This is a genomic window from Clostridium yunnanense (assembly GCF_016595795.1).
In the GTDB taxonomy this organism is placed as follows: Bacteria; Bacillota; Clostridia; order Clostridiales; family Clostridiaceae; genus Clostridium_AR; species Clostridium_AR yunnanense.
In genome coordinates this window covers 112,993-139,443 of sequence record NZ_JAENHN010000006.1, presented here as the reverse complement: position 1 = coordinate 139,443, position 26,451 = coordinate 112,993, and the positions used below count along the sequence as shown (strand labels likewise).

27 protein-coding genes are annotated in these 26,451 nt (G+C 30.3%); 19 read left to right on the top strand and 8 right to left on the bottom strand.

Annotated features, from left to right (window positions below; genetic code table 11):
- Positions 1 to 19: 19 nt before the first annotated feature.
- Positions 20 to 289 carry an acylphosphatase gene (locus JHL18_RS01695; protein WP_200265905.1) on the bottom strand — a complete coding sequence of 90 codons (270 nt, stop codon included), beginning with the start codon at positions 287 to 289 and terminating at the stop codon, positions 20 to 22.
- A gap of 252 nt (positions 290 to 541) precedes the next feature.
- Here JHL18_RS01695 and ndk point away from each other — a divergent pair, with 252 nt between their 5' ends.
- The gene (gene ndk / locus JHL18_RS01690; protein WP_200265904.1) at positions 542 to 958 is read left to right on the top strand and encodes a nucleoside-diphosphate kinase; all 417 of its coding nucleotides are present in this window, start codon (positions 542 to 544) and stop codon (positions 956 to 958) included.
- Positions 959 to 980: 22 nt separating this feature from the next.
- Here ndk and JHL18_RS01685 read toward each other — a convergent pair whose 3' ends face one another.
- The 5 genes from JHL18_RS01685 to JHL18_RS01665 are packed head-to-tail and all read right to left on the bottom strand — an operon-like array spanning position 981 to position 5,253.
- A complete protein-coding gene (locus JHL18_RS01685; protein WP_200266018.1) occupies positions 981 to 2,036 on the bottom strand; it encodes an extracellular solute-binding protein in 1,056 nt (351 codons plus the stop codon).
- A 4-nt stretch (positions 2,037 to 2,040) separates the two neighbouring features.
- Positions 2,041 to 2,817, bottom strand: a complete 777-nt coding sequence (locus JHL18_RS01680) for an ABC transporter permease (protein ID WP_200265903.1) — start codon at positions 2,815 to 2,817, stop codon at positions 2,041 to 2,043.
- On the bottom strand, positions 2,811 to 3,647 hold the full coding sequence (locus JHL18_RS01675; protein WP_338025431.1) for an ABC transporter permease: 837 nt from the start codon (positions 3,645 to 3,647) through the stop codon (positions 2,811 to 2,813). The genes JHL18_RS01680 and JHL18_RS01675 overlap by 7 nt, the downstream gene beginning before the upstream one ends.
- Positions 3,647 to 4,696, bottom strand: coding sequence for a spermidine/putrescine ABC transporter ATP-binding protein (potA, locus tag JHL18_RS01670; protein WP_338025433.1), 1,050 nt, complete (start codon positions 4,694 to 4,696; stop codon positions 3,647 to 3,649). Before potA ends, JHL18_RS01675 begins: the two co-directional genes overlap by 1 nt.
- A gap of 17 nt (positions 4,697 to 4,713) precedes the next feature.
- On the bottom strand, positions 4,714 to 5,253 hold the full coding sequence (locus JHL18_RS01665; protein WP_200265900.1) for a helix-turn-helix domain-containing protein: 540 nt from the start codon (positions 5,251 to 5,253) through the stop codon (positions 4,714 to 4,716).
- Between the two features lie 438 nt (positions 5,254 to 5,691).
- Between JHL18_RS01665 and JHL18_RS01660 the strand changes: the two genes are divergently transcribed.
- The 3 genes from JHL18_RS01660 (at position 5,692) to JHL18_RS01650 (ending at position 7,761) form a co-directional block, all read left to right on the top strand.
- Positions 5,692 to 6,783, top strand: a complete 1,092-nt coding sequence (locus JHL18_RS01660) for a GNAT family N-acetyltransferase (RefSeq protein WP_200265899.1) — start codon at positions 5,692 to 5,694, stop codon at positions 6,781 to 6,783.
- Positions 6,784 to 6,891: 108 nt separating this feature from the next.
- Positions 6,892 to 7,317 (top strand): DUF2721 domain-containing protein, encoded by a 426-nt coding sequence (locus JHL18_RS01655; RefSeq protein ID WP_243277754.1) that lies wholly within the window; start codon positions 6,892 to 6,894, stop codon positions 7,315 to 7,317.
- A 45-nt stretch (positions 7,318 to 7,362) separates the two neighbouring features.
- The gene (locus JHL18_RS01650) at positions 7,363 to 7,761 is read left to right on the top strand and encodes a hypothetical protein (RefSeq protein ID WP_200265897.1); all 399 of its coding nucleotides are present in this window, start codon (positions 7,363 to 7,365) and stop codon (positions 7,759 to 7,761) included.
- A gap of 28 nt (positions 7,762 to 7,789) precedes the next feature.
- On the opposite strand, the gene JHL18_RS01645 is transcribed toward JHL18_RS01650, so the two are convergent.
- A complete protein-coding gene (locus tag JHL18_RS01645; RefSeq protein WP_200265896.1) occupies positions 7,790 to 10,321 on the bottom strand; it encodes a transglycosylase domain-containing protein in 2,532 nt (843 codons plus the stop codon).
- Between the two features lie 92 nt (positions 10,322 to 10,413).
- Here JHL18_RS01645 and yunB point away from each other — a divergent pair, with 92 nt between their 5' ends.
- Positions 10,414 to 11,073 (top strand): sporulation protein YunB, encoded by a 660-nt coding sequence (gene yunB, locus JHL18_RS01640; RefSeq protein ID WP_200265895.1) that lies wholly within the window; start codon positions 10,414 to 10,416, stop codon positions 11,071 to 11,073.
- Positions 11,074 to 11,090: 17 nt separating this feature from the next.
- Here the strand turns inward: yunB and hpt are convergent, their stop codons facing one another.
- Positions 11,091 to 11,618 carry a hypoxanthine phosphoribosyltransferase gene (hpt, locus tag JHL18_RS01635; RefSeq protein ID WP_200265894.1) on the bottom strand — a complete coding sequence of 176 codons (528 nt, stop codon included), beginning with the start codon at positions 11,616 to 11,618 and terminating at the stop codon, positions 11,091 to 11,093.
- A 322-nt stretch (positions 11,619 to 11,940) separates the two neighbouring features.
- On the opposite strand from hpt, the gene hflX reads away from it, so the two are divergent.
- From hflX to JHL18_RS01565, 14 genes are all read left to right on the top strand, one after another.
- Complete coding sequence (gene hflX, locus JHL18_RS01630) at positions 11,941 to 13,731, top strand: GTPase HflX (RefSeq protein ID WP_200265893.1); 1,791 nt, start codon at positions 11,941 to 11,943, stop codon at positions 13,729 to 13,731.
- 77 nt (positions 13,732 to 13,808) lie between these two features.
- Positions 13,809 to 14,363 carry a hypothetical protein gene (locus JHL18_RS01625; RefSeq protein WP_200265892.1) on the top strand — a complete coding sequence of 185 codons (555 nt, stop codon included), beginning with the start codon at positions 13,809 to 13,811 and terminating at the stop codon, positions 14,361 to 14,363.
- Positions 14,364 to 14,415: 52 nt separating this feature from the next.
- Positions 14,416 to 14,637, top strand: coding sequence for a hypothetical protein (locus tag JHL18_RS01620; protein WP_200265891.1), 222 nt, complete (start codon positions 14,416 to 14,418; stop codon positions 14,635 to 14,637).
- A 90-nt stretch (positions 14,638 to 14,727) separates the two neighbouring features.
- Entirely contained in the window at positions 14,728 to 15,621 is an 894-nt protein-coding gene (locus tag JHL18_RS01615) for a nucleotidyltransferase domain-containing protein (protein ID WP_200265890.1), read from the top strand.
- Between the two features lie 43 nt (positions 15,622 to 15,664).
- On the top strand, positions 15,665 to 17,101 hold the full coding sequence (gene pdxR / locus JHL18_RS01610) for a MocR-like pyridoxine biosynthesis transcription factor PdxR (protein WP_200265889.1): 1,437 nt from the start codon (positions 15,665 to 15,667) through the stop codon (positions 17,099 to 17,101).
- The gene (locus tag JHL18_RS01605; protein WP_200265888.1) at positions 17,082 to 17,729 is read left to right on the top strand and encodes a YigZ family protein; all 648 of its coding nucleotides are present in this window, start codon (positions 17,082 to 17,084) and stop codon (positions 17,727 to 17,729) included. The genes pdxR and JHL18_RS01605 overlap by 20 nt, the downstream gene beginning before the upstream one ends.
- A gap of 175 nt (positions 17,730 to 17,904) precedes the next feature.
- Positions 17,905 to 18,645, top strand: coding sequence for a YebC/PmpR family DNA-binding transcriptional regulator (locus tag JHL18_RS01600; RefSeq protein ID WP_200265887.1), 741 nt, complete (start codon positions 17,905 to 17,907; stop codon positions 18,643 to 18,645).
- 286 nt (positions 18,646 to 18,931) lie between these two features.
- A complete protein-coding gene (locus JHL18_RS01595; protein ID WP_200265886.1) occupies positions 18,932 to 19,225 on the top strand; it encodes a hypothetical protein in 294 nt (97 codons plus the stop codon).
- Positions 19,225 to 19,989: a distal tail protein Dit gene (locus tag JHL18_RS01590; RefSeq protein ID WP_200265885.1), complete on the top strand. Its 765-nt coding sequence runs from the start codon at positions 19,225 to 19,227 to the stop codon at positions 19,987 to 19,989. The genes JHL18_RS01595 and JHL18_RS01590 overlap by 1 nt, the downstream gene beginning before the upstream one ends.
- A 2-nt stretch (positions 19,990 to 19,991) precedes the next feature.
- Positions 19,992 to 22,058 (top strand): BppU family phage baseplate upper protein, encoded by a 2,067-nt coding sequence (locus JHL18_RS01585; RefSeq protein WP_200265884.1) that lies wholly within the window; start codon positions 19,992 to 19,994, stop codon positions 22,056 to 22,058.
- Between the two features lie 515 nt (positions 22,059 to 22,573).
- Positions 22,574 to 23,290: a PBECR4 domain-containing protein gene (locus tag JHL18_RS01580; protein WP_200265883.1), complete on the top strand. Its 717-nt coding sequence runs from the start codon at positions 22,574 to 22,576 to the stop codon at positions 23,288 to 23,290.
- A gap of 311 nt (positions 23,291 to 23,601) precedes the next feature.
- On the top strand, positions 23,602 to 23,949 hold the full coding sequence (locus JHL18_RS01575) for a hypothetical protein (RefSeq protein ID WP_200265882.1): 348 nt from the start codon (positions 23,602 to 23,604) through the stop codon (positions 23,947 to 23,949).
- A 68-nt stretch (positions 23,950 to 24,017) separates the two neighbouring features.
- Positions 24,018 to 26,078, top strand: a complete 2,061-nt coding sequence (locus JHL18_RS01570) for a phage tail spike protein (protein WP_200265881.1) — start codon at positions 24,018 to 24,020, stop codon at positions 26,076 to 26,078.
- 12 nt (positions 26,079 to 26,090) lie between these two features.
- Complete coding sequence (locus JHL18_RS01565; RefSeq protein WP_200265880.1) at positions 26,091 to 26,357, top strand: hypothetical protein; 267 nt, start codon at positions 26,091 to 26,093, stop codon at positions 26,355 to 26,357.
- The last annotated feature ends 94 nt before the right edge of the window (positions 26,358 to 26,451 follow it).

Genomic DNA, 26,451 nt, shown 5'->3' with positions numbered 1-26,451 from the left:
AGACTCTACTTTTTGTAATCTAAACAATCCTGAAAGACTTTTCTTTTTCGAGTGAAGGAATCTCTTCTACATTACATTCAATAACCCTTGAAAAACCATTTCCTCTCTTAACCCTAGCTAAAAAAGCGTCTACGTGTTCGTTGTCACCCTGAGCAAAAATCTCTACATCGCCATTGTCAAGATTTGTGGCAGTACCAGTTATGTTAAGTAAAGAGGCTGTATATTGAACGAAGTATCTAAAACCTACTCCTTGAACCCTTCCTTGGACAATGATATGATATCTTATCACACTCATTCCTCCTCAAGATTTATTTAATAGAATTATAACAGATTTTTGTAGGTCTTAACAATTGAAAATATAACCTAAAGATTCATATGAGATAATCTTATTTATATTATCGTAAAAATTATAATTATATTTATGTTTATTTTTTATGAAAATGAGTAAAAATTACAATGATGGAGTAATTTTAAAAATATTTACAATACAATCCCTAATAAGTATAATAATATTAGAAAACATTTACAGGAGGTGAAGGTAATGGATATCGAAAGAAGTTTGGTTCTTATAAAGCCTGATGCAGTGGAGCGACACGTAACGGGAAAAATAATTGATCTATATGAGAGTAATGGCCTTAGGGTAATTGGGCTTAAAATGGTTAAAGTTAATGAAGAATTGGCTAGGGTGCATTATGCGGAGCATGACGGCAAAGTATTTTTTGATGAATTATTGAAATACATTACAAGAAGCCCATTAGTTGCTATGATACTTGAAGGACAAGGGGCTGTAGAAAAAGTAAGAAAGATAAACGGTAACACAAATCCTGAAATGGCTGAGTATGGAACTATAAGAAAAAAGTTTGGTGTAAACAAAACTGAAAACTCAGTGCATGCCTCTGACTGTAGAGAGAGTGCTCAAAAAGAAATCAATCTATGGTTTCCTGAATTTGAACAATAAAAAAAGCCTATAAAGGCTTTTTTTAATTTGATTTAACTTGCAACCAAGCATCATCATATTTTTTTAGATTTTCTCCAAGATCAACAAAAACTTCGCACTTCTTTAATATATCATCAGAAGGATAAGCAGTAGGGTCATTCTTTATTTTATCATCCAACAATTCTAAAGCGGCTTTATTTGGAGTAGAGTAACCAATATATTGTGTATTCTGTTTAGATACTTCAGGGTCTAGTAGGAAGTTTATAAATTGTTCTGCTTCAGCTTTATGCTTAGCGTTCTTTGGTATACATAAAGTATCAAACCATTTGTTGCTTCCTTCCTTTGGAATAACATACTCTAGGTTTGAGTTTTTTTGCTTCATTGTTACAGCATCACCTGAATAAACAACTGCAAGAGCAGCCTCTTCTGCAACTATTCTATCTTTTACTTCATCATTTACGTATGCAAGTACTAATGGTTTTTGTTTTATTAAATCTTCTTTAGCTTTTGTTATCTCATCATCCTTAGTTGTGTTAAGTGAATAACCAAGTCTCCTAAGCGATACTCCTATAGAATCTCTTATAGATTCTATCATAAAGATTTGTCCTTTATACTTTTGATTCCAAAGTATATTCCAGCTATCCACTGGATCTTTAACTAATTTTTTGTTGTATATAATTCCATATGTTCCCCACATATAAGGAACAGAGTATTCATTTTTTGGATCATAAGAAAGATTTTTGAACTTTTCGTCTATATTCTTATAATTTTCAACTTTGTCAAAGTCTATTTTCTCAAGCATATTTTCCTTAATCATTTTTTCTACCATATAATCAGAAGGTACAACTATATCATAACTAGAATTTCCACCTTTTAATTTTTGGTACATAATTTCATTTGTATCATAGGTTTCATAATTAACTTTTATTCCGGTTTTATCTTCAAATTTCTTTAATAGATCTTCATCAATGTAATCACCAACATTATATACATTTAATACTGTTTTACCTGATTCGTTAGATTTATTGTTACACCCAGCAAATAATGAAGTACAAATTACAAGTGTAGCAATTAGTGGGATTATTTTTCTAATTTTAATCAATTTATTCACCTCTTATCAAAGATTCTTTCCTATTAACTATCAATAGTAAAGTTAAAACTACAATGAACATTAATGTGGATAATGCATTTATTTCAGGTTTTATGCCTCTCTTAGCCATAGAATATACCTCTATAGAAAGATTAGTAACTCCTGAGCCAGTAGTGAAAAAACTTATTACAAAATCATCGATTGACATAGTAAATGCTATTAAAAAGCCAGATATTATTCCAGGCTTGATTTGTGGTAATATGACTTTTCTAAGTGTGTAGCTTGGAGTAGCGCCGAGATCCATAGCTGCTTCTTCGATATTACTCGGTAACTGCTTAAGTTTGGGCAGCACTGATAATATTACATATGGTAAGTTAAAGGTTATATGTGCTAAAAGCATAGTAGTAAATCCAAACTTAAAACTAAAGAAAGCAAATAGACTCATCAAAGCAATTCCTGTAACTATATCGGGATTTAAAACTGGAAGATAGTTTATATTAAGAATTATTTTTTTACTTAATCCTCTCATCTTAAATATACCAATAGAGCTTAAAGTTCCAACAACTGTTGACACTGTTGCGGATATAATGGCTACACTTAAAGTATAGTAAAGCGCAGTTAAAATTCTATCGTCACTAATAAGTTCTTTATACCACTTGAAAGTGAAACCTTCCCATACGGCCATAGATTTTGAATTGTTAAATGAAAATATAATCAATACAATTATGGGAGCGTATAAGAATAAAAAAACTAAGAATAAATAAAATTTAGATCCTAATTTTTTTACCATACTTGTCCACCACCTTCTTTATTTTCATCTCCATCAAATTTAGTCATAATAGCCATTGAGAGTAGTATTATAAGCATCATAAATATAGAAATAGCAGAACCAAAATTCCAGTCTCCTATATTAGTAAATTGCTGCTCTATAAGATTTCCTAAAAGCATATATTGACCGCCACCAAGAAGTCTTGAAATTACAAAGGTTGTTACTGCAGGCATAAATACCATAGTTATCCCTGATATAACCCCTGGTACAGTAAGCGGGAATATTACCTTGCTAAAAACTTGAACTTTATTTGCTCCTAAATCCTGTGCTGCGTTTATAAGGTTTTCGTCTATTTTTATTATTACTGTGTATATTGGAAGTACCATATAAGGAAGAAAGTTGTACACCATACCTAAAAGTACAGCAGAGTCAGTGTATAATAAAGTTATTGATGGAAGACCTATCTTAATTAATAGGGTATTTATAAATCCGTTTTTCCCCAGTATAGACATCCAGGCATAGGTTCTTAGAAGAAAATTCATCCACATTGGTAAAATGAATAATAGTATAAATAGATTTCTTCTTTTTAAGTTTATTTTTGAAATAAAGTATGCAGCGGGGTACCCAATTATAAGACATAATAAAGTAGAAATAAAAGCAAGATAAATTGATCTCCAAAAAACTTTTAAATATACTGGATTAATAAGTTTGTGATAGTTGTCCATAGAAAACACAAAGGAACCGTCAACTTTTTTCGTGAAACTAAAGAATAAGACCATAAAAAGGGGGATTACAATAAAAAGTATACTCCAAATAAAATATGGGTAAGCAGCATAGGAACGCTTTCTCACTATGTAGTTATCCTTTTTTTCATTATATGTATATCTTCAGGATGAATATTTAGCCCTATAATTGAGCCGATTGGAGCACTTTTTGTATTGTGTATCAGCCATTTTCTATCTTGTTCTAGAACTTCCAGTTCGTAATGAACTCCTTTAAAAATAACTGAAGTGACTTTTCCATTAAGCATTCCCTTTTCAGAATCAACTATCTTTATATCTTCTGGTCTTATAACAACATCTACATTTTCATTACTTGAAAAACCTTTGTCAACGCATTCAAATTCACTATCACAGAACTTAACTCTATAATCTTTTAACATAACTCCATCAACTATATTACTTTCACCAATAAACTTAGCTACAAATGAGTTTATTGGTTCGTTATAGATATCTTCAGGGGTTCCCATTTGCTGTACTATTCCCTTATCCATAACAACAATAGTATCAGACATAGTAAGTGCTTCTTCTTGGTCATGGGTTACAAAAACAAAAGTGATGCCTAGTTTTTGTTGTATGTTTTTTAACTCTAATTGCATTTCTTTTCTTAGTTTAAGATCTAGAGCTCCAAGTGGTTCGTCTAATAATAGTACCTTAGGTTCATTTACTAAAGCTCTAGCAATTGCTACTCTCTGTTGCTGACCACCGCTAAGAGAATCTATATCTCTTTTTTCGAAGCCTTCTAAAGCAACTAATTTCAAAATTGATGTAACTTTTTCTTTAATTGTTGATTTAGAGAGTCTCTTTATTTTAAGGCCAAAAGCAATGTTATCATAAACGTTTAGATGAGGGAAAAGAGCGTAATTTTGAAATACAGTATTAATCTGTCTATTATAAGGCTGAACATTATTAATATCATTTCCTTCAAAAGATATTGTTCCAACATCAACGCTTTCAAAACCTGCTAACATTTTTAAAGTAGTTGTCTTGCCACAACCACTTGGACCAAGAAGAGTTAAGAATTCATTTTTTTTAATACTTAGATTTAAATCATCAATTATCTTTATATTATTGAAGCTTTTTGATACATTTTTAATTTCAAGAATATTATCATTCAAAATAAACACCTCTCTTATATTTAGAATGAAGGAGGAGTACTTACCCAAATAACCTTAGCTTCTGTTTTACCGCAATTTGAGATGAAATGATTAGCCTTAGGTTTGAAGTAAAAACTCTCGCCTTTTTTTAACTTTACTTTTCTATCACCTAAGTGAAGATTAATGTTCCCACATAAAACGAAACCAAACTCTTCTCCTTCATGTGGTTCTTCTTCTACATATCTTCCACCAGGCTCAAGAGTTATCATTATTGGCTCCATAGCATTTTTTTGTGCATTTGGAACTAGCCACATAAGCTTATATTTTAGTTCTTCACTTTCAGTTTCAAACATGTCATCATATGTGAAGGTTATCTTTTCATTTGAATCATCACTGAAGAATTCTGTTAGATTCGTTCCGAGAATTTCTAGAATATCCATTAGCGTCGCAATTGAAGGGGATGTTAGGTCGTTTTCCAGCTGAGATATAAAACCTTTTGAAAGTTCACATCTATTTGCAAGTTCTTCTTGTGTAAGTTGTTTTTCAATCCTTAATCTTCGAATTTTATCTCCAATTTGCATGCTGCATATCCTCCATTTTTATAGTAGGTAAAAAGTTACACACACGTATTACTAAACAAATTGTTTATAATTACTAAACAAACAAGGTTATTATATTAATTTTTGCTAACTAAATCAATACTTTTAAGAAAAAAAGTAAAATTTGTTTATTTTTCAGAATCAAGGTAAAATAGCTCGCTTATATAGCATCTCCTTCATAACCTCTTAATTTCAACAATATTCTTAAGCGTAGTGGAAAATATTACATATATAGAGTAAATACTCTGAACTCATTATTTTTTGAGCAGGTCTAAACTATATTTAATGTAAGAATTTTTTGGTCAAAATAATGATGGTAATGTAAAGATTATTATATTAAAAGTAATGTTATTGATATATAATTAGTTTATGAAAATATTACAAGTATAAGTTTTAAATATGGAAATTGGGTGATTTTTTATGAAAATTAGTGATTTATATAGAAGAGATGGAAAATTAGTTTATATAAAGCAACCAAAGTTTGAAGAATTAAATTATGTAAAGCGATTATGGTGTGATTATGAAACAATGAAAGATATAGGTGGTGTATTTGCATTTCAAGAAGATAAGTGGGAAAACTTCTATAAGAAAATGGTCATGCCTACTGATGGAAAAAACTTTTATTGTTTGATTTTTAATAAAGAAGATATACCGGTGGGTGAAGTAAGTTTTCATGGCTATGATTCAGCTACAAAGATTGCCAGATTTAATTTAAAGATAGAGTCTAGTCATAGGGGACAAGGTTATGGAGCCGAAGCTACAAAGCTTATTTTAGAGTACTTTTTTTATGAGTTTGGTGGTCTTGTTATTATGGATACAGTTTCAAACAAGAAATCTCAAGAGTCTTTTTTAAAGTTAGGCTTTGAGGCTGTTGCAAGACACGGAAATGATATAACTTTTAAATTAACTAAAGAAAAATTTCTTGTAGAAGAGAACTGTGAGAATAAAAATGTATCGATCATAGCCCTAGAAGGGGCGGATTTACTAAGTATAAGTGGGCCAATTGAGATATTTTCTTTAGCTAATAAAATACACGATAAAAATATATTTGATGTTAATACAATTGGTATTGAAGAGGGTATGATAGAAACTTCTAGTGGATTTAAGCTTTCTGCAAACTTAGCTTTTTCTGAAAGTGATTGTCCTAATATCCTCATTATACCAAGTGGAAAATATAACGATGATATTTTGAATAATCAAAAACTAAGTGATTTTTTGAAGCGATGTTATTATGAATGTGAGATGGTTTTAGTAATAGATTCTGGTATAATGTTACTTGCAAGATCGAATTTGATAAAAGACATGCCTGTAGCTGTACATTCTAAGTTAAGAAGTAAAATTCAAGAGATCTGTCCGAATGTTAAGATTGTTAATAAGTCATTGGTTGATAATGGGAGAATAATGATAGGTTCGAGTATAATGAGTAGTTTGGATATTTGCATTAATGCAATAAAAAAGCTGTTAGGTGAAGAAAAAGTAGTGGAAATAATAAATCATATGGAAAATAAATAAAAGATATTAGAGAAACATTTAAAGGTATATTTGATGACTATAGTATGTTGGTGATCTTATACAATGGATTTAACATTCTATAGCCAATTTATTTTTAGGAGGGATATTTTGAAGCTTGAGCTTACAACACCAGCATTGCTTTTTACAGCTATTTCTCTTCTTATATCTGCATATACTAGCAGGTTTGCTACATTAGCCCAACTGCTTAGACAACTTGATCTACAGTATAGAAAAATACCAGAAAAACGAATTTTGGCACAAATAAATAATCTAAATAAAAGGGTAAGACTTATTAAATACATGCAAACTATGGGAGTATTTAGTTTCTTCTTATGTGTTTTATCTATGCTAGCATTATTTTTAAATAAACAAGTTATAGGGCAGATTACTTTTGGTATAAGCTTAGTAGCACTTCTAATATCATTATTGCTTTCATTGTTAGAACTGCAGATATCAGTAAATGCTATAGTATATCAATTAGAAGATTTGACTGAAATGAGTAATAAACTAAATGATAGAAATAAAACTGAATAGAGATTAAGCTAAATATCACTTTTACAAATGAGAAGGATGAATATAATGATTGGAATTAAAATTGAAAAAAATAGAACTGGAAACTTAATTCTAAGAGCACATATAAAAGATGGATTTGGAGAAAACCCAATAGTAAGAAGGTGCTTATTGGATAGCAAGAAGTTAAAGGGAAAGAGTATGTATCCTTATGTTATTCCTTTAAAATACCTTGCCATAATAGTAAATAATTTAGATAAGAATTTGCTGAAAATACATAAGAATAGTGTAAATAGTTTCTTAGAGTTTTCTGATGAATATGATGAATGTTATTATTATGAAGTAGAAGCCAATGCGAAATATATGAAAAAGTGGAGAGAAGTAGGGTGTCCTAAAATATATAGAATAAATATTGATATAGATAATAAATGCTTAGAAAAGGAAATTGCTTTTCAGAGAATGATGTAAAAAAGGTAGCTCGTAAGAGCTACCTTTTTTAGTGATTTGAATTTCCATTAGTGTTATTGGTGTTGCCATTGGCTGGAGTCCAAGTGTTATTATTAGTATTGTTGTTTGAAGAGTTATTAGTAGAATCAGTGTTGTTATTCGTACCGTTTGTTCCGGTATTTGCTCCACTATTATTAGTGTTAGTGCCGTTGGAAGTATTGTTTCCATTTGTATTTGTAGGTGGTGAAGTAGGTTTTGTATCATCCTGCTCCGTTGGTAATCCTATCCCTGCTTGAGTTGAATTTTTAACAAATACTCTTTCTTCAATTAAGCTCGCAGGAGTATTGTCAGTGGCAAGTTTACCATTAGCTTTATTTATCTTAGCTGTTACGTGAACATCACATAGTGCTGTAGGTTGAGTACCATCTATAAATATATCCTGAACAACTCTGTTGCCTCTAGAATCTTTGCTGCATAAATCAGTAGGGGACTTTCCAGAGTCTATACAAACAGAAGCTTTCACAATTCCAGAAGGCATTTCTATTTCTTTAGATTGTAGTCCCTTATGAGCTACAGCCATAATCTTACCCCAAATTGGTGAAACAGCAGATCCACTGAAACCTTTAAGGGTAGTTGGTTGATCGTAACCTACCCATACAGCGCCTGATAAGTAAGGAGTTAACCCTGAGAACCATAAATCTTTATTATCAGTAGTAGTACCTGTTTTACCAGCTACTGGTATATCTCCGAACTTTGCTGGAGCAGATGACCAGCTAACAGGTCCTTTTAGTAAATCATACATCACATATGCTGATTGAGGAGATAATATCTTTCTTGTTTCAGGTGTATTATCAAGTATAACCTTACCGGTAGCATCTTTAACTGTAGTATATAAAATTGGCTCAGTGTATACACCTGAATTACCGAAGGTTCCATAGGCTGCAGCCATTATATAGCTGTTTCCACCATCTCTATCCTTTGGATCATTGTTAAACTGACCCAGGGCTAAAGTTGCTATACTTGATTTTGAAGCTTTATTGTATTTAAGACCAAATTTTTCGCCATAAGATAATCCTACATTAGTACCTATTGCATCTTCAATCTTTACTGCAACAGGGTTTCTTGAATATTTAAGTGCATCTCTTAATGATATAGTTCCTTTGTAGGCATGATCCTCATTTTGAGGGTTCCAAAGTTGCCCCTTTTCGTCCCTAGGATACTTTTTGCTTATTTCTTCAGGCAAAGGAGTATCTTCCTCTGCACTAGCTGGGGTCAGTAGCTTCATGTCTATTGCAGGTCCGTATACAGTAAGTGGTTTTGTTGCAGAACCTACTGATCGAAGGCCTGAAGTACTATAGGCTCTGTTTATGCTCATAGGAGGTTGATTGCCTCTACCGCCTACCATGGCTTTAACTTGACCTGTTTTGTAATCCATTATTGTAGCTGAAGCTTGAAGTTTAGGCCATTTGTAGCTTCCAGATTCATAAAATTCATTTTTATTATTTGATAAATTAAAGTTATTGTTGTCATCAAGTAATTGTTGCGTAGCTTGCTGAAGATCTCTATCCATAGTAGTATATATTTTCAAACCACCATTAGTTAGCATTTTTGAAGCTTCAGCCTCAGAATATTTATATTTTTGCATCAAATCATTCTTTACTTGTTGTATAACAGGTCTTGAAAACCATTCAAAATTCATCTTCTCAGTAACGCTTGTTTTTTGTTGGAATCCAAAGTTTCCTGCATCAACATCTTTAATTGCCTGATCGTACTGAGCTTGGGTTATTGTTTCTTTTTCTAGCATCTTTGATAGAACAGTCTTTGTTCTATTACGATAAGATGTAGGACTCTTTTGATTTTGTGGTGAAAATGCATCATAGTATGAAGGTGCCTGATTCATACCTGCAAGGTAAGCACACTGTACTAAAGTTAATTTTTTGTCTTTTACACTTTGACCAAAATATTTAAGTGAAGCGGCCTCAACGCCATATACCTGTCCACCTAATGGGATTGTGTTTAGATAGGCTTCTAATATTTGTTGTTTAGTTAGAAGTCCCTCTAATTTTAATGATAAATACATTTCAGTTATTTTTCTTTGTGTCGTAACAGCACTAGTTAAAATAGTGTTTTTAAGTAATTGTTGAGTTAAAGTTGATGCACCATGAAGTCCTCTTTTTCCTGTAACTATATTCTTAACATCAATATAAAGAGCTCCAAGTATTCTTTGGGCATCAATTCCTTTGTGTTCATAAAATCTTTCATCTTCAATAGAGACAAAAGCATCCTTAAGTGATTTAGGAATATCATCGGAAGATACAACGATACGTTGAACGTCGGTTTGAACATTATCCATTAACTGTTCTTTATTATCATATATACGGGATTGTTGGCTAAGTGAAAGAACGTTATTTACGTTTAATTCAGGTGCGTTCTTTACTATTGCATAAACGTACCCACCACCAACTACAAATGCCGATAATATTAAAAATAAAAATGAAAATAGAAATATTCTAAGTATTTTCCTAGACTTCTTCTTCTTTTTACGTTTGTTATTTATATTCTTTTTCTTCTTCTCTGCCATCTCATCCTCCTAAAATTTAATTTCAAGCAGGAAATAAAAATATTCTACAATATTATAGCATATTAATAAGATGAATACACTATGATAAGTAGGTGAAAAAAATTAGGACAAGCAAATACAAAAAATTAAAAATAATAATTATTTCATGTTCACTTGTAATCATATCCACTTTTTCCTGTTTTATATACTATTTTGATAAAATTATTACTCCAACAGTTATGGTAGTGGCAAATGCTGAAATGAGATCTAAAGCTACGGAAATAATAAACCAAAATATATTAGAGGTTTATTCAGAGAAGTTTAATTATGATGACATAATAAGGGTGGACAAGGATAAAGAAGGGAATATCGTAATGCTAAAGGCTGATACTGTAAAGATGAGTGCTATTGCCTCAGAGGTTGCTTTAAAATCACAAAAAGAACTTAATTCCATTGGATCAGTTGGCATAAAACTACCATTAGGATATATAACTAAAAGCAATATAATGTCATATTGGGGACCCAAAATTACAGTGAAAATGGAGCCTTTGGGAAGAATAGAAACAAAATATTCTTCAGATTTTGAAACTGCAGGAATAAATCAAACTAGACATAAAATTTATATTGAAGTTTACACTAAGATGAAGGTAATAATTCCATTAGAGCATGATGAGGTAGAAGTGAAAAATCAAATACCTATAGCTGAAACAGTAATAGTAGGAAAAATTCCAAGAACATCTATAGATTTAAATACGGATGGAATAAAAAAATAAAACACACAAAGTGTGTTTTATTTTTCTTCCCAGTTAAATACATAAGGAACATTTCTATAGTAATCCCCGTAGTTAAGTCCATAACCAACTACAAAAACATCTTCAATTTGGAAACAGCAGTAATTAGGTTCTATAGATACCTTTCTTCTTGAAGGCTTATCTAATAGCACACAAGTCTTTACAGATGAAGCACCAAATTTCTTGACATGATTTACAACGAAATCCATAGTGATACCTGAATCAACTATGTCATCAACTATTAGTACATCATAGCCTTCTATATTATCAGGAATATCATTAACAATCTTTACTACACCAGTAGTTTCTTCTGAATGTCCATAGCTTGAAGTAGTCATAAAACCTATTTTTGCATTTGTATCTATATTTCTAACTAAATCAGCAGCAAATATAAAGCTACCTCTTAATAAAGATAAAACATATAGATTCTTACCTTTATAATCTTCTGTTATAACTTTACCTATTTCTTTTATTCTAGCTGAAATTTGTTCTTCACTAAAAAGTATATTACGGTTTTTATCCTCCATGATGATCCTCCATCAAAATTAAATTATATAATTATATATTTCTTTATTGTTGGATTTATATGTTTTAATAAAATACTAATATATCTTTAATTTTTATCCACAATAAAAAAATATATTTTATTCGTTTGTAATAGTTACAAGGAAAGTTTAACTAATTATCTGTAACCGAAATTTATTTTAAAATAAATTTATTTTTATTTGTAAATAGAATCTTTATAAAACGTTCAAAATAAGATAGCAACATTTACAAAGTTGTTTTTATAATATAAAATAATATGAAAGTTGTCAAGTAAGGATATACCTTAAAGGAGGTGCTTATATTATGATATATGGAAACGTTGAAGGCGTAAAAAATAGTATATTAAATGAACTGGAGAGTATTTATGATTATAAGATACCTAAATACTCTGTTTGTATAGAAGAAATAGTAGATAAGATGGCAGAGGTTACCAATACATTAGAGAGAGAAGTAAGTGTTGCTATTGATAGAAAAGGCTCAGTTGTAAGTGTAGCTATCGGGGATAGTACATCAGTTGAAATGCCGCTAATTGATATAAGTGAAAAAAAGTTATCCGGTGTAAGAATAATACATACTCACCCAAATGGGGTATCAAATCTATCGGCTTTAGATTTATCTGCTTTGCTTAAGTTAAAACTTGATTGCATAGTAGCGATAGGAGTATCTGAGGGGAAAGTTGCTGATCTATCCTTAGGCTTTTGTTTTGTTGAAAACGACAAGCTAATAACTGAAGAAGAAACAAACCTATCAGTTGAAGCTGTTTTGAACATGAATATATTAGATAGAATTAATCATATAGAAGACATTATTAAGTCTAATAATGTAATAGAAGATTATACAGAAAAGGCTATTATTGTTGGTTGTGATAGTGAGGATAGTTTAGATGAACTTGAAGAATTAACTAGTGCATGTGACATTCCTGTTATAACTAGGGTTTTCCAAAATAGAAGCAAGATTGATGCTGCATATTTTATTGGTAGTGGAAAAGTGGCTGAAATTGCTATGTTAAGACAGACTTATAGAGCTAATTTAATAATATTTGATGATGAATTGTCTGGATCTCAAGTTAGAAATCTTGAGGAAGCTATAGGAACTAAAGTAATAGATAGAACTACTCTCATATTAGAGATATTTGCTAGAAGAGCTAAGACAAGGGAAGCTAAGATTCAAGTAGAGTTGGCTCAGCTTAAATATAGACTTACAAGGCTTGGCGGATTAGGTACTGTTTTATCTAGAACAGGTGGAGGTATTGGTACTAGAGGACCTGGAGAAAAGAAGCTGGAGACTGATAGAAGACATATTAGGGAAGAAATTTATGATTTATCTAGTGAACTTAAAAAGATAAAGAAAAATAGAGAAACTCAAAGAGAGAAGAGAAACAAGCAAAATATACCTCAAATTTCCTTAGTAGGATATACTAATGCTGGAAAGTCAACGCTTAGAAATTCTCTTTGCGACCTGGCATCTTCAAGAGATACACTAAATAAAGAAAAGGTATTTGAAGCTGATATGCTTTTTGCAACCTTGGATACTACTACAAGAGCTATTACGCTTTTAGATAATAGGATTGCTACCCTTACTGACACAGTAGGATTTGTAAGGAAACTACCTCATGACTTGGTTGAGGCATTCAAATCTACATTAGAGGAAGTTATATTTTCAGATATACTATGCCATGTAGTTGATGCATCATCTTCTTATGCTCAAGAGCAAATTTATGCAGTTGAAGGTGTACTTGCAGAACTTGGTGTGAGGGAAAAACCAATAATATTAGTACTTAATAAAATCGATAAAACAACAAATGATGTAGTAGAGGAATTAAGAAAAAATAACTCTCAATATGAAATAATAGAAATATCAGCTAGAAATAAGATTAATTTGGATGGTCTTTTAAGAGAGATGGGTAAGCAATTACCAAACAAAATGAGGGATATAGAAGTTCTAGTTCCTTATTCTGATCAGCATATGGTAGCTTTTCTGCATAGAAACGGAAAGGTTCTTGAAGAAGAATATAAAGAAGATGGTACCTATATTAAAGCTACAGTAGACGAAGAAATTTATAATAAAAGTAAGAGTTTTGAGCTGCAACATTAACTTTATCTAGTATTGAATAAAATAACTACTTGTCTAATATAAATATATATGACTAATATCGAGAGTTGAATATCAATATGGATGAAAAGGATAAAGAGTTTCGGGAAAATAATAGTTCTAATGATGGGGAAACACAAGAAGATGATGAATTGAATGGCACTGTTGATAGATTTATCAACCAAGGGCAGGGGATATATCCAGCTAGTGGTCAGGGTTTAAATCCAAATAGTGCTTTATATCAATTACAAACCAATACTGATAAACAGAAGCAAGCAGGGTCATCATCGGATAACTTAACTACTGCAGGGAAATACTTGTTAGCTGGAGATGTAATTGCAAAAACAGATGAGCTAAAGACTGCTACTCAATCACTACAGGTTAATGAGTTGGAAAAAATATATTTTGATAGAAAGGTTAGACCTTTAGTTGATATAATTTACGAGTTAAGTACCGTAGCACAAAATTTTGCTGGTATGTCGAACCTTATTCAGGCTAATAACTATGGCAAAAAAAGAGAAGTTAAAAAAGCACTAGATTTAGCAGTAAGTGTACTAGATGAGGCTGATGAACTATGGGGTTTAGTTAGAACAAGAGTAAGATTTTTTGAAAAGAATATTGATCCTTATGAATAACCCTCCAAAATTAAGGTTTATATTATAATATAAACTTTTGGAGGGATTTATTATGGAAAGAATTTGTCCTTTATGTAACAGTTTGTCTAATATAAAAATTACATGTTCAGAATGTGGTGGGGAAATGGAAGACAAAGGAAGGGTACAGGAGTTTAGAGACTCTTATGCACCTGAAGATGAGTTAGAATATGAAAATGGCGATTGTAGGCATGTGTTTCAGTGTGATAAATGCATGCAATTAAAAAATATTGGAATAAAAAGTCTATACATATAACAATTTGTGTTGCCACTATATTATGGTGAAGTTTTACGTTTCATAGTATAATAAGTACTGAAATAAATTATATATTGGGGGCTAATATATATGACAAATGAAATTCTGAGATATCAGAAGGTTTTTACCTCTGTTATTGAAAGATTAAGGGAAAATCAGGATATTCTAGCTGTTATGGCTTTTGGAAGTATGGTTACAGGGGATCTTTGGGAAGGCTCAGATATTGATATCTTTGTGATTTTGAAAGAGCAACAAGAGAGTATAAGAAATATTTATACTGAAGAAAATGGTATTTCAGTACATATGAAACTATTAAGTAAGGAAAATTTTTTGAATTTTTATCAGAATAATGTTATAGGTGGATATATGCATAGGATACTAATATCCTCTAAATTAATATTTTCTAAGGATGAGCATATAACCAATGTTTTTAATAGCTTTAGATATATAAATGATAGTGAAAGAGAGAAATGGAACTTAGTATATCTGGGAGATATACTAAAAGATATAAGTCACTGTAAGAAATTAATTGCTAATAGTAATATAAAATCAGCTTATTTAACTTGTATGAGAACAGTTGAGAATTTTGCAAGTTTATTTCTGAATTTTAATGGTTACCTAGTAAGTAAAGATGTTATAAGCGTTGCTATAAATTTAGACGATAACTTTAATGTTATATTAGACGAACTTGTTAATGCATCTAATGATTTGGAAGCGGTTATATATAGCACTTTAAATTTCGTTGAAGGTTTTTTAGAGAAAAATATAAGAAGTTGCTGTAGTGCATTGATAAAATACCTTAGAGAACATAAAAACTTTATGAGCGCTGAAGAGATAAAAGTAGATGTGTTTTTTAAAGGATTTAATATACATATGGAAGATATATTAAAAGAATTAGCCAATAAGAAAATTATAAGAAAAGATCTTAGAAGTATAAAAAGTCAATCTGGAAACTTAATAGGTGAAGAAAATGTATATTGCTAAAGGTATCCATATATAGGGGTGCCTATTGGTTCAGGGGAATATTATGGATAAATATAGATTAAGGTTTAATAATGAATTTAATAAATATATTCAGCTGTATGAACATATAAAAAGTTTAATTGATAAAAATCAAATTGAAGATGGTGAGAAGCTGCCTTCAATAAGGGAATTAGCAGATTTTCTAAAATTGAATAAAGTTACTATAATTAATGCTTACAAAAAGTTGCAAGTAGAAGGATATGCTAATCAAAAAATTGGTAGTGGTACTTATGCTAAGAGAAGAGATAGTATAAGAGGATTTAAGAAGAGTTACTCTATTACCTTTAAAAAGCTTAGTAGCGGGAGACTCGGTGATGTAATAGATTTTACAGGAGAGACAACCTCCGCAGATTTTTTTCCTGTATCAGATTTGAAAGCAGTTTTAAATGATGTTCTTGATAGAGATGGTGCAGAAGCTTTAATATATCAAGATGTTTTAGGTTATGAAAAGTTAAGAGAGAGAATAAATGAAAAGTTTTGGGATAACAAATTAGATTTTGATGATATACTTGTAGTTTCTGGAGCACAGCAAGGAATTGATATAGTTTCAAAAGCACTTATTAATGTAAATGATAATATTATTGTTGAAAAGCCTACCTATAGTGGAGCTCTTTCTGTATTTAAATCAAGAAAAGCAAATATCTTTGAAGTGCCAATAGAGAAGGATGGTGTAGACCTGGAGGCTCTAAAAAAAATACTAAAAAAGAATAAAGTTAAATGCTTCTATTTTATGAGTTACTTTCAAAACCCTTCTACTGTAAGTTATTCAGATTCCAAAAAAAAAGAACTTCTAAAGCTAGCAGAAGAGCATGATTTCTACATTATTGAAGATGACTATCTATCTGAGCTCATATATGATGAAAATACTAAGTATTCTTCTATGAAATCTTATGATAAAAATGATCGTGTAATATATATAAAGAGTTTTTCTAAGATATTTTTACCAGGAATAAGAATTGGATATTTGGTATGTCCTAGAATATTTAAGGATTCAGTACAGAACTCAAAGGTTAATACGGATATATCTACGTCTTCCCTTATGCAAAGAGCTCTTGAAATGTATATGGAAAGAGAGTATTGGGTTGAACATATTAAACTTTTGAATGTGAAATACAAAGAAAGATATGAATTTATGAAAACAGAGATTCAAAAAAAATTAAATGAAAGAGTAGAATTTAATCCTCCAGGTGGAGGTTTACATTTTTATCTTAAACTTAGTGATAGTATACAAATAAATTCTATAGAATTGTTTTATAAGCTGAGGGAGAAAGGCATACTGATAACCCCTGGTGTTATGTTTTATAAGCATTCAAAAGAAGGAGAGAGATATTTTAAAATAGGATTTTCTCAAACTGACAGTGATAAGATAAGAAAAGGTATAGAGATAATTTCTAGTGTACTATCAGAGGAGGCTGAGGTTTATGGCATACCTAACAATTAAAGGTTATGGAGAAGATAGCTTTGACGAGAAAAAGTCAGAGTTTATTGGATATATTAAAAGAACAGAATCAGAAGAAGAAGCAAAGGCCTTTGTAGCTGAGATAAAGAATAAACATAAGGATGCTACACATAATTGTTATGCTTATATAGTTGGGCAAAATATGAATATACAAAGATATAGTGATGATGGTGAACCTCAAGGAACAGCAGGAATTCCGATTCTTGAAGTTATAAAGAAAAATGAAATTACGGATTGTACTGTAGTAGTAACTCGATATTTTGGAGGAATACTTTTAGGTGCAGGAGGACTCACAAGAGCTTATACAAAAGGGGCAGCAGTTGCAATCAAGGCTGCTGGAATAGTAGATAAGGTAGTAGGTATAAGAATCAATATTACATTAGAATATGATTTGTTAGGAAAGGTCCAGTATATATGTGGACAGAATAAATGGCATATCGAGAATGTAGATTATACAGATGTAGTAGACTTATATATTCTGGCTGAGAAGCAAGAAAGTGAAATGATTAAACAAAGTATTACGGAACAAACTAACGGAAAAGCAATCATTTTAGAGGATGAAGAAGGATTATATTTTAGGCAAGAAAATAGGCTTTTCAAAGAAATATAAGTTTATAAGTAATTGAGCTGAATATTAGTAACTTAATCCAGTGCAAAATGTTTAGATTGGCTTAAATGGGCGTATTTAGCACCAGTTGAAGTTTTCATAAGTTGAATATGAAAAATGGCTATGATATAATATTTAGGAATTTATTGTATTCATATGATGGTTAGGAGGAACAATAATGTCAGGACATTCAAAATGGCATAACATACAAGCAAAAAAAGGTAAAGTTGATTCTAGAAGAGGTAAGGTTTTTACAAAGATAGGTAAAGAACTTGCTATGGCAATAAAAAATGGTGGAGCAAATCTTGATACAAATTCAAAGCTTAGAGATGTTGTAGCTAAAGCAAAAGCCGCAAACATGCCTAATGATAATATACAAAGAGCAATAAAGAAAGCTGCTGGTGAAGCGGATACAGTAACATATGAAGAAATTGTTTACGAAGGATATGGCCCATCAGGAATAGCAGTTATAGTGGAAACATTAACTGACAACAAGAACAGAACTGCTGGTAATGTAAGACACGCCTTCACAAAGCAAGGTGGAAACATGGGAGCTTTAGGATGTGTAAGCTTTATGTTCCAAAAGAAAGGTGAAATCGTAATAGAGAAAGCTGATTCAGTAGATGAAGATGAATTAATGATGATGGCACTAGATGCAGGCGCTGAGGACTTTTCAGCTGAAGATGAAGTATTTGTTATAACTACTACACCTGAAGATTTTGGTTCAGTAAGAGAAACTTTAGAGTCAAATGGTTTAGAGTTCTTAGAAGCTGATATTAAAGCAGTTGCAGATACATATACATCAATAGACGAAGAAACAGCAGTTAAGTTCCAAAAGATGCTTGATCAATTAGAGGATGACGATGATGTTCAGAACGTTTATCACAATGCTGAGTTCCCTGAAGGATGGGAAGGATAGTAGTAATATCAACGGTTTCAGAGCTTTTTGTAAAGGTAATTCTATCTTAAATTTTAATAGACGATGATAAACTTAGCAAAAACCATAGTCGTTTTGTTAAGATAAATATCACCTTCAGTTTGTTAGTATATTTCTAGCAGATTGGAGGTGATTTTTTGTTGTTAGAAGATTTAATTAAAGAATATTTGTTACAACAGTTTGGAATCTGATTTCAGGTTTCAAATTTCTAAGTTTTAAACTACCATACTTCAAAATTAGTGGGTCATTCTCTCTAGCACCTCCATCGATGCCAAAATTGGGAGTCAATTGGTACTCTTTGGGTGCAATTTTTACTCAATCAACTATAATGGGTGGAATTGGTGTCGGAGATAAAAATAATGGTTTAGGATCTAATGCTGAAGCGGTATTTCCTATAAACGAGTTATGGAGAATATTGAAAGAACAAGGTATTGTAGGAGGTAGTCGACCTATACATATATATTTAAATGTAGATGGAAGAGAACTAGCACTTGTAGTTGCTGAGAATCAAGACGTTATTGATAGATATAATTTAAGAGATAGGGGAGGTGCTTTTTCATAATGCCAAACAGTTTATATTTTAACAATAAAGATAGCTATGAGGACTTAGATTTGCTTTTTTCTGAAACACCTCATATGCCTTTCACTATAGAAGACGTAGAAAATGTTCCTATTGATATAAGAAATGGAACAGTTACAAGAAAATTAGGTGCTTATAAAGACAAGTCTATTAATGTAAAGTTTAAATTAAAAACAGATAATAACAATTATTACAGTAAAATAGATGAAATTATTGAATGGCTAAATATTATTGGTGATAGTTCTTTAATATTTAGCTTTAATTCTGATAAAAAGTTTATAGTAAAATCTATAAACGAAGTAAGCGACATACAAAGACAAGTTGCATGGGATGGAGAATTTGAACTTACTTTTATATGCGAGCCTTTCAAATATCCTTTGCTTGAAGATAATATAACATTAATAACTATTAGTAGTATATATAATATAGGGAATGTCTATTCTGAACCTTATTTTAAGGTTTATTGTACTGGAAATCTTATATTGACTATTAATGGTAATTCTATAACACTAAATAATATTAGTGGATATATAGAATTAGATGTTTTAAAGGGTTTGGTTTATAAAGATATTTATAACTATAGCTATATGGATAGTACAAATGGAAAGTTTGAAAATTTAAGATTAAAAAGGGGTAAAAATATAATAAACCTTAGTAATAATATAACAAAAGTAGAAATAAAAATTAGGATAAGGTATTTAATAAGATATCTTGTCTTTTATATTTATGAGAAGGAGATGTGGTAAATATGAAAACAATAAGAGAAATCTTAATGGATATAAATAATAGAGTATTAACAAAGCTTGAAGCAAAACAGGATGATGTAAATAGTAGGTTTATTCAAATTACACTGTTAGATGGTAATAACGCAATAAACTTGACTGGTAATACAGTTAAAATATTTGGCGTAAAAGCAGACAATACAAAAATATTTAATGATGTAGAAATTACCGATGCTACAAATGGTGTTATCTTGATCGAATTGACTAACCAAGCTTTAGCTGTTGCTGGAGAATTACAATGTGAATTAGTCATATATGGATCAGAGAATAGTGTCTTAAGCAGTAAAGTATTTACTATAAATGTTTTAGAGAGCATAAGAGATGATAGTGCAATAGAAAGTACAGATGAGTTCACTGCTCTTACGCAAGGTATTAATAAATTAGAAGCTTGGGATCAGCAATTCCAAGCTAAATATGATGGGTTAAATACTCAGTATGCTAGTCAATTAATATCCCATACCTCGCAATTGGCGAACATTGCAACTGATGTGGATTTATTTGGTGCTTATGGAGATGGTGTTCATGATGATTCTATGGCTATACAAAATGCGATAGATTTTGCTGGAGATAACGGGATAATAAGACTTTCTAAAAACAAAATATACTTAATTAAAAATGGTATTGTATTACACAATAATCAAACTATATATGGTTATGGTGCAACTCTAAAAAGGTGTGATGAAAGCAAAACAACTTTATCATCCCAAGCGGATTATACTAGCAGTCAAATTACTGTAAACAATGTCCCTACAGATTGGAAAGCTGGAGACACAATACATATTTATACTGGCAATAGTATAAATATGACAACAGATATAAAAACAATCAGTGATATTAATGGTAATGTTATAACTTTAAATAACTCTATTGGTAAGTTTATTAATAGTTCAAACAATGATGTTTATCCAATAGGTACAGGTGTTAGAAAAGTTTTTATAATGGTTTCATCTCAGCAATACCCTACTCCAGCTGTAACGAAAGTATATGGGGTTACATTTAATGGAAGTAAGAATCATAATTCAAGTAATTATTACTGGTATTTAAACTCTTGCTTAAGTGTATATGGATTTGGAACAGAAGTATGTGATTGTAAATTCATTAATACTCCAAATGAAAATATAATAACTCATGGAGCTAAAATTACAAATAACTATGCAGAAAACCTAAACGGAAGTTTTGTACATTTGTCATCCCCACCTTCAAATTTGGGTGCTGAGTTTATGGGAACAATTATAACAAACAATGTTGTTAAGAAAAGCAATACAATAAATCCTACTATAACTGGTCACAGTCTAGCAGTTATAGAGCAAAGTTGGAATGCAGGAAAAACAATTATAAATAGTAATTATTTTGAGGGAAATTCACTAGCCATTTGTTTTGATTTAATAACTCAAAATACAGGTAGCAGTACATCATATTATGACGAATTTATTGTTACAAATAATATATTTAAGAATTACAGTAAAATCACTAGAGATATTAATAGCTATATTACTTGGGATTTAAATAATAGGATTGTTACAAGTAACTTATTTATTAATTGTGGATCAACAGATCTAACTAATATGGCATCAAAAAACATTATATTTAAGAATAACTTACTAAGTGGAACTACAACCGTATCAGGCGACATAAATATCGATAAGAGTAATCATATAGTTTATTCTGACACAATAGCATCTATTAGTTTGCAAAGCACAGATGGAACATTCACAATTGCTCATTTTGCCAATGGAAGTACGTATTTTCAAAAGGGTTCAAAACAATATATGTATGTTGATTCAAACGACAACCTAATCTTAAATAAAGATGCAAAAATACTAAACCCACTAAGTGGTGTAGTTAATGTAGGAGATTTTAATCGTTTCATTACTGATACAATGACAAGTGCACCGTGGAGAAATTACTTGAATAGCACATATCAAAAATTAAGCATTGGTAGTGAAGTGTATTTCCCTAATATACCAACACCAGCAATATATATAAAAGTTGGAACAGATAGTTGGGTAACAATACAAACTACTATATTTTAATTGACAATAGAAAAAATATTACAACTCAACTTAAGAAATAGGAGTGATAGAATATTTATAATTAGTTCATTGTTAGGAAAATTATTGAGAATAATAAAAAATAAAAAGATAAAATATCTCATATATTTATTGCAAACAAAAATAGATAAAAAGATCTTAGGGTATTGATTATATTACGACTTAAATCACCAAAGACAAAACAGATATTTTATGAGAAATATATGAATACAAAATGGATTTAAACGTATAATTATCATGAAAATTTAAAAAACTATAGGAAAATAGCATCACTTTTAAGGTAATTATATATTTTATCCGTTGACAACGGATTAGTTGTGTAGTATTATTTAAGTATAAATTAAGTTAATAGTTAATTAATATACATAGATGTGAATATGTAGTTTTACATCTAAAGTCGGGATGAAGACTTTAAACTCATTCCCATTCCAGAGTAAACTGTGAAAAATCAGTAAAAGGATGACTTTGTCATCCTTTTATTTTTAGGGGGAAGTTAGATGGAAGAAATTTCTTTTAAGGATAGAGTAAGAAGTACAGCAATTAGTGAAGCAAAAGCATATAAAAATAAATATGTTAACTATGAGTATCTAGTATGCTCAGAAGCATTTGTGTTAAAAGATTATTATATTATAAATTGTAAAGAAGAAAATTATCAGCATCTTATAGGCGTTAATTCAGAACTTCAAGCGCAAGTTTTTTTTGAAAAATGTTATAATGGTACCTTGAAAAATGAGGATTTTGACTTCATAAAAAGAGGACAATCTGAAAAGTCTGTAAAGGGTTCTGTTAGAAGAAAAATAGCAGTTTTATCTAGTATGATGAATTTGTTCTATAACCATAATCTTAAGGTGGAAGAGTCATTTGTTAAGAATCAAATAAGTTGCAGTTTTGCAACTACTGATAATATATGTACTTTAGGCTTTATAAATACTTCTAAATCATATCCCAAAACATTGATAAAAGGGAATGAGCTTAATAGTACTAAAACACAAGATGTTAGTTTGGTGCTAAGAAAAAAAATAGAGAATGAAAAATTTGATGAAATTATTATTGGTGATTTGGAAAATTTAAAGAATCATTCTAGTAAAATTGAAAATTTAATCGATTTGACTCTAATAAATCATAATTCAAATAATGTAATAAAGGAAAATCAAGATATAATTAATGAAGTTGCGGCTACAGAATTTTATGAAGAAAATAATTCAGATAAATAGTACAAGTTATACATACCAAAATTAAGCAATTGCTACATATTATAAGTGTATATTATAGAAAATATGACTCTTGTAAAAAAATTAATAAAAAATTTACAAGTCTGTTAAAGCGCACAATTTCACTAGCACACCATGCAATAATAAATATATTTATTATTGCATGGTGTGCTAGTGAGTTAATCCGTTATTGACAGGGTTATTGGCGTTGTGTATAATATAAGTGTATTTTAAAGCAAACTAAAATTATATACTTAAATAAAAAATAAGTTGCTATATAATTAGTGGCTTTTTGTTTTATAGTGAGGAATTTTATGTTTGAGTTAGAACAATGTATTAAGGATGAGGTTAAGCATCTTAAAAATAAATATAATTTAAAAATAAATCATATTATCAATGAGAGTTCGTATAAAATAATTTATAACGGTAAAGTTATAGCTTTAATAGATTTTATAGAGAGTGATGATATATTTGAAATATTGCACTTTGAAGTGTTTGAGAAATCCAAAGGTTATGGAAAGTTAGTTATTTTAGAATTGTTGAAATGTAAATATTTATTTAAGCTAGATTCATTAGAATCATCAATTGGATTTTGGAAAAAGATGGGGTTTGAGATGTGTAATCATGGAGATGAAATTAATTGTTTCTATGATAATAGGTGAAAAATTAAATAATTTATTGTAGTGAAGAACTTAGAGAAATCTAGGTTCTTTTTGTTTGGAAAAAAATAATGAAATGGGGTGATATTTTGATAACAGTACATAGTAGTACAACTACAGACTTCAATAATAATGGATTAGCTGTATTAACTAATATAATTAAAACAGAAGTCAGTGAAGTTATTAACGGTGATTTTAGAGTTACATTAACATATCCACTAGCAGATAAGAAATCCAAATATCTTATTAAGTACAATATAATTAAAGCAATGACTCCTCGAGGTTATAACATATTTAGAATAGAAAAAAGCAGGCGCAGCAATGATGGGAATAATATTGAGTGCATATGTGTTCATGAATCATATTACGCTTTAGAAAGGAATTTTCTAAGAGATGTAAGACCGACTAGCACCGATGGATTAGGTGCTTTAACTTGGATGAAAGATCACGCTGAAAGTCCTGTTAGATTTAACTTTGTAAGCGATATAGAAAAGATAGGTACTGCTTATTATATTAGAAAGAATTTTCTTGATGCAATAATGGGTGACGATTATAATAGTTTTTTAAAAGTTTGGGGTGGAGAATTAGATAGAAGAATAGATAGTATAGGGGTATATAAGCAACTTGGTACAGATAGAGGATTTAAGGTTACTGAAGGTAAAAATCTTATTACTATAGAGGAAAGTACAGAAGGTACTGAGATAACTCGATTAATGGTTACTGGTCGTGATGAAAATGATAATGTTCTTGAATTACCTGAGAAATATGTAGACAGTCCGCTTATTAATAACTACCCTGAAGTATCATTCAAGCATATAGATTTTCCTAATGTTAAAGTGTCGAGAGAAGATGCAGTAACTGAATATGCAGACAAACAAGCTGTTTATGCTGAACTTAGAAGGCAAGCAGCCTTATTGTATACTGAACAACATATTGATAGACCTTCAGTAAATTTCTCGATTGAATTTGCGGATCTTAGTAAAACTGATGAATACAAGGAAATAAAAGCACTACAACAATTATATCTAGGTGACATAGTTACGATACATAGTAGTAAATTAGGGATAGATATTAAGGCTAGGCTTATAAGTTATACTTATGATTGTGTATTGCAAAAGTATACTAAGATTGAACTAGGTGATTATGTAAAGAGTGAATATACTGTAAGTAATATCTTAAATAATAGAATTGCTACAGTAAGTACAGAATCTAACTTTATAGGTGATAAGATAAAACAAGCTCTTGGTGGACATTGTATAAAGCGTGAGGGCGAGATATTGATTATGGACACTGATAATATAGCAACAGCGACTAAGGTGTGGAGATGGAACTTGAATGGGTTTGGTTATAGTTCTACTGGATACAATGGAACATTTGGAACCGCAATAAATATGAATGGAGAAATTAATGCTTCATTTATAAAGACAGGGGAATTGGATGCGAGTTTAATAAAGGCTGGAACTATTTCAAGTGCTGATGGAACTTTTAGACTTGATTTAGGCAATAATAAACTTACAACATATGACTCGGATGGACTTAAGGCCATCGAAATAGTAAATCAAGATATTAAATTCTACGATTTTCAAACTGGATCAAATCAGCAAACTGCTACAATAATGTCATCATATCATGGTGATACTAGAAAAAATGGATTAACCATAGGAGCAAAGCAAAACAAATATATAGGTATTGGAAAACAAACTAGTGATACTTATAGCGAAAACTACGTTGAATTCGACATGGGTGCATTAGGTAATACATACCCAGTAACATTTTATAAAGATGTTTCTTTGTTTGGTGATATAAGACAAAAAATAAATAATAATTATTATTATCCTGCTTGTGTAGTACAAACTGGAAATACATGGATGACAACAAATCAAGAGATTAGAATTAATTTATATGACGACTTCAACTATTGTAGCAATAAAGCCATTCAAGTTGGAGCAATAGGAATATATAGAAATAGTTACAACTCTTTAGCAGAATTTTATTTAAATAGTTATTATATAGAAAGTAACCAATTAGTGCTAAAGGGTGGTATAACTCACAAATTAGTGGTAAACGGTAGTGATACTTGGGTTACAGATGGACAGATAAATGTACACTGGATGGTTATAGGAGCAAAGTAGGAGGGGAAATAATTGATATATATAACATATTATAAAAGTGATGGAGAAATAACAACGCCTTGCATAGTAAGCGAGACAGAACAAAATTTTAATGATATATTTGGCAATAGAGCTGAAGAAATGACTTTGATTTATGATTCTTTGTCTTTTAGTTTGGGAAATATAGATCAAGAGAATATATTTCTTAATGATATTATTCGAGGAAATTACAAAGTAAATTTAGAAACTAAAACATTAGAGAAAAAGCAGCTTGGTGAATTAAATATTAAGTATAATTAGGCACTTCATTAATTTGAGGTGCTATTTTTTGATGCTTAATTAAGCCTGAATAAATAAATTGCATAAAGATTTACTTAATATGTAATATATGAGG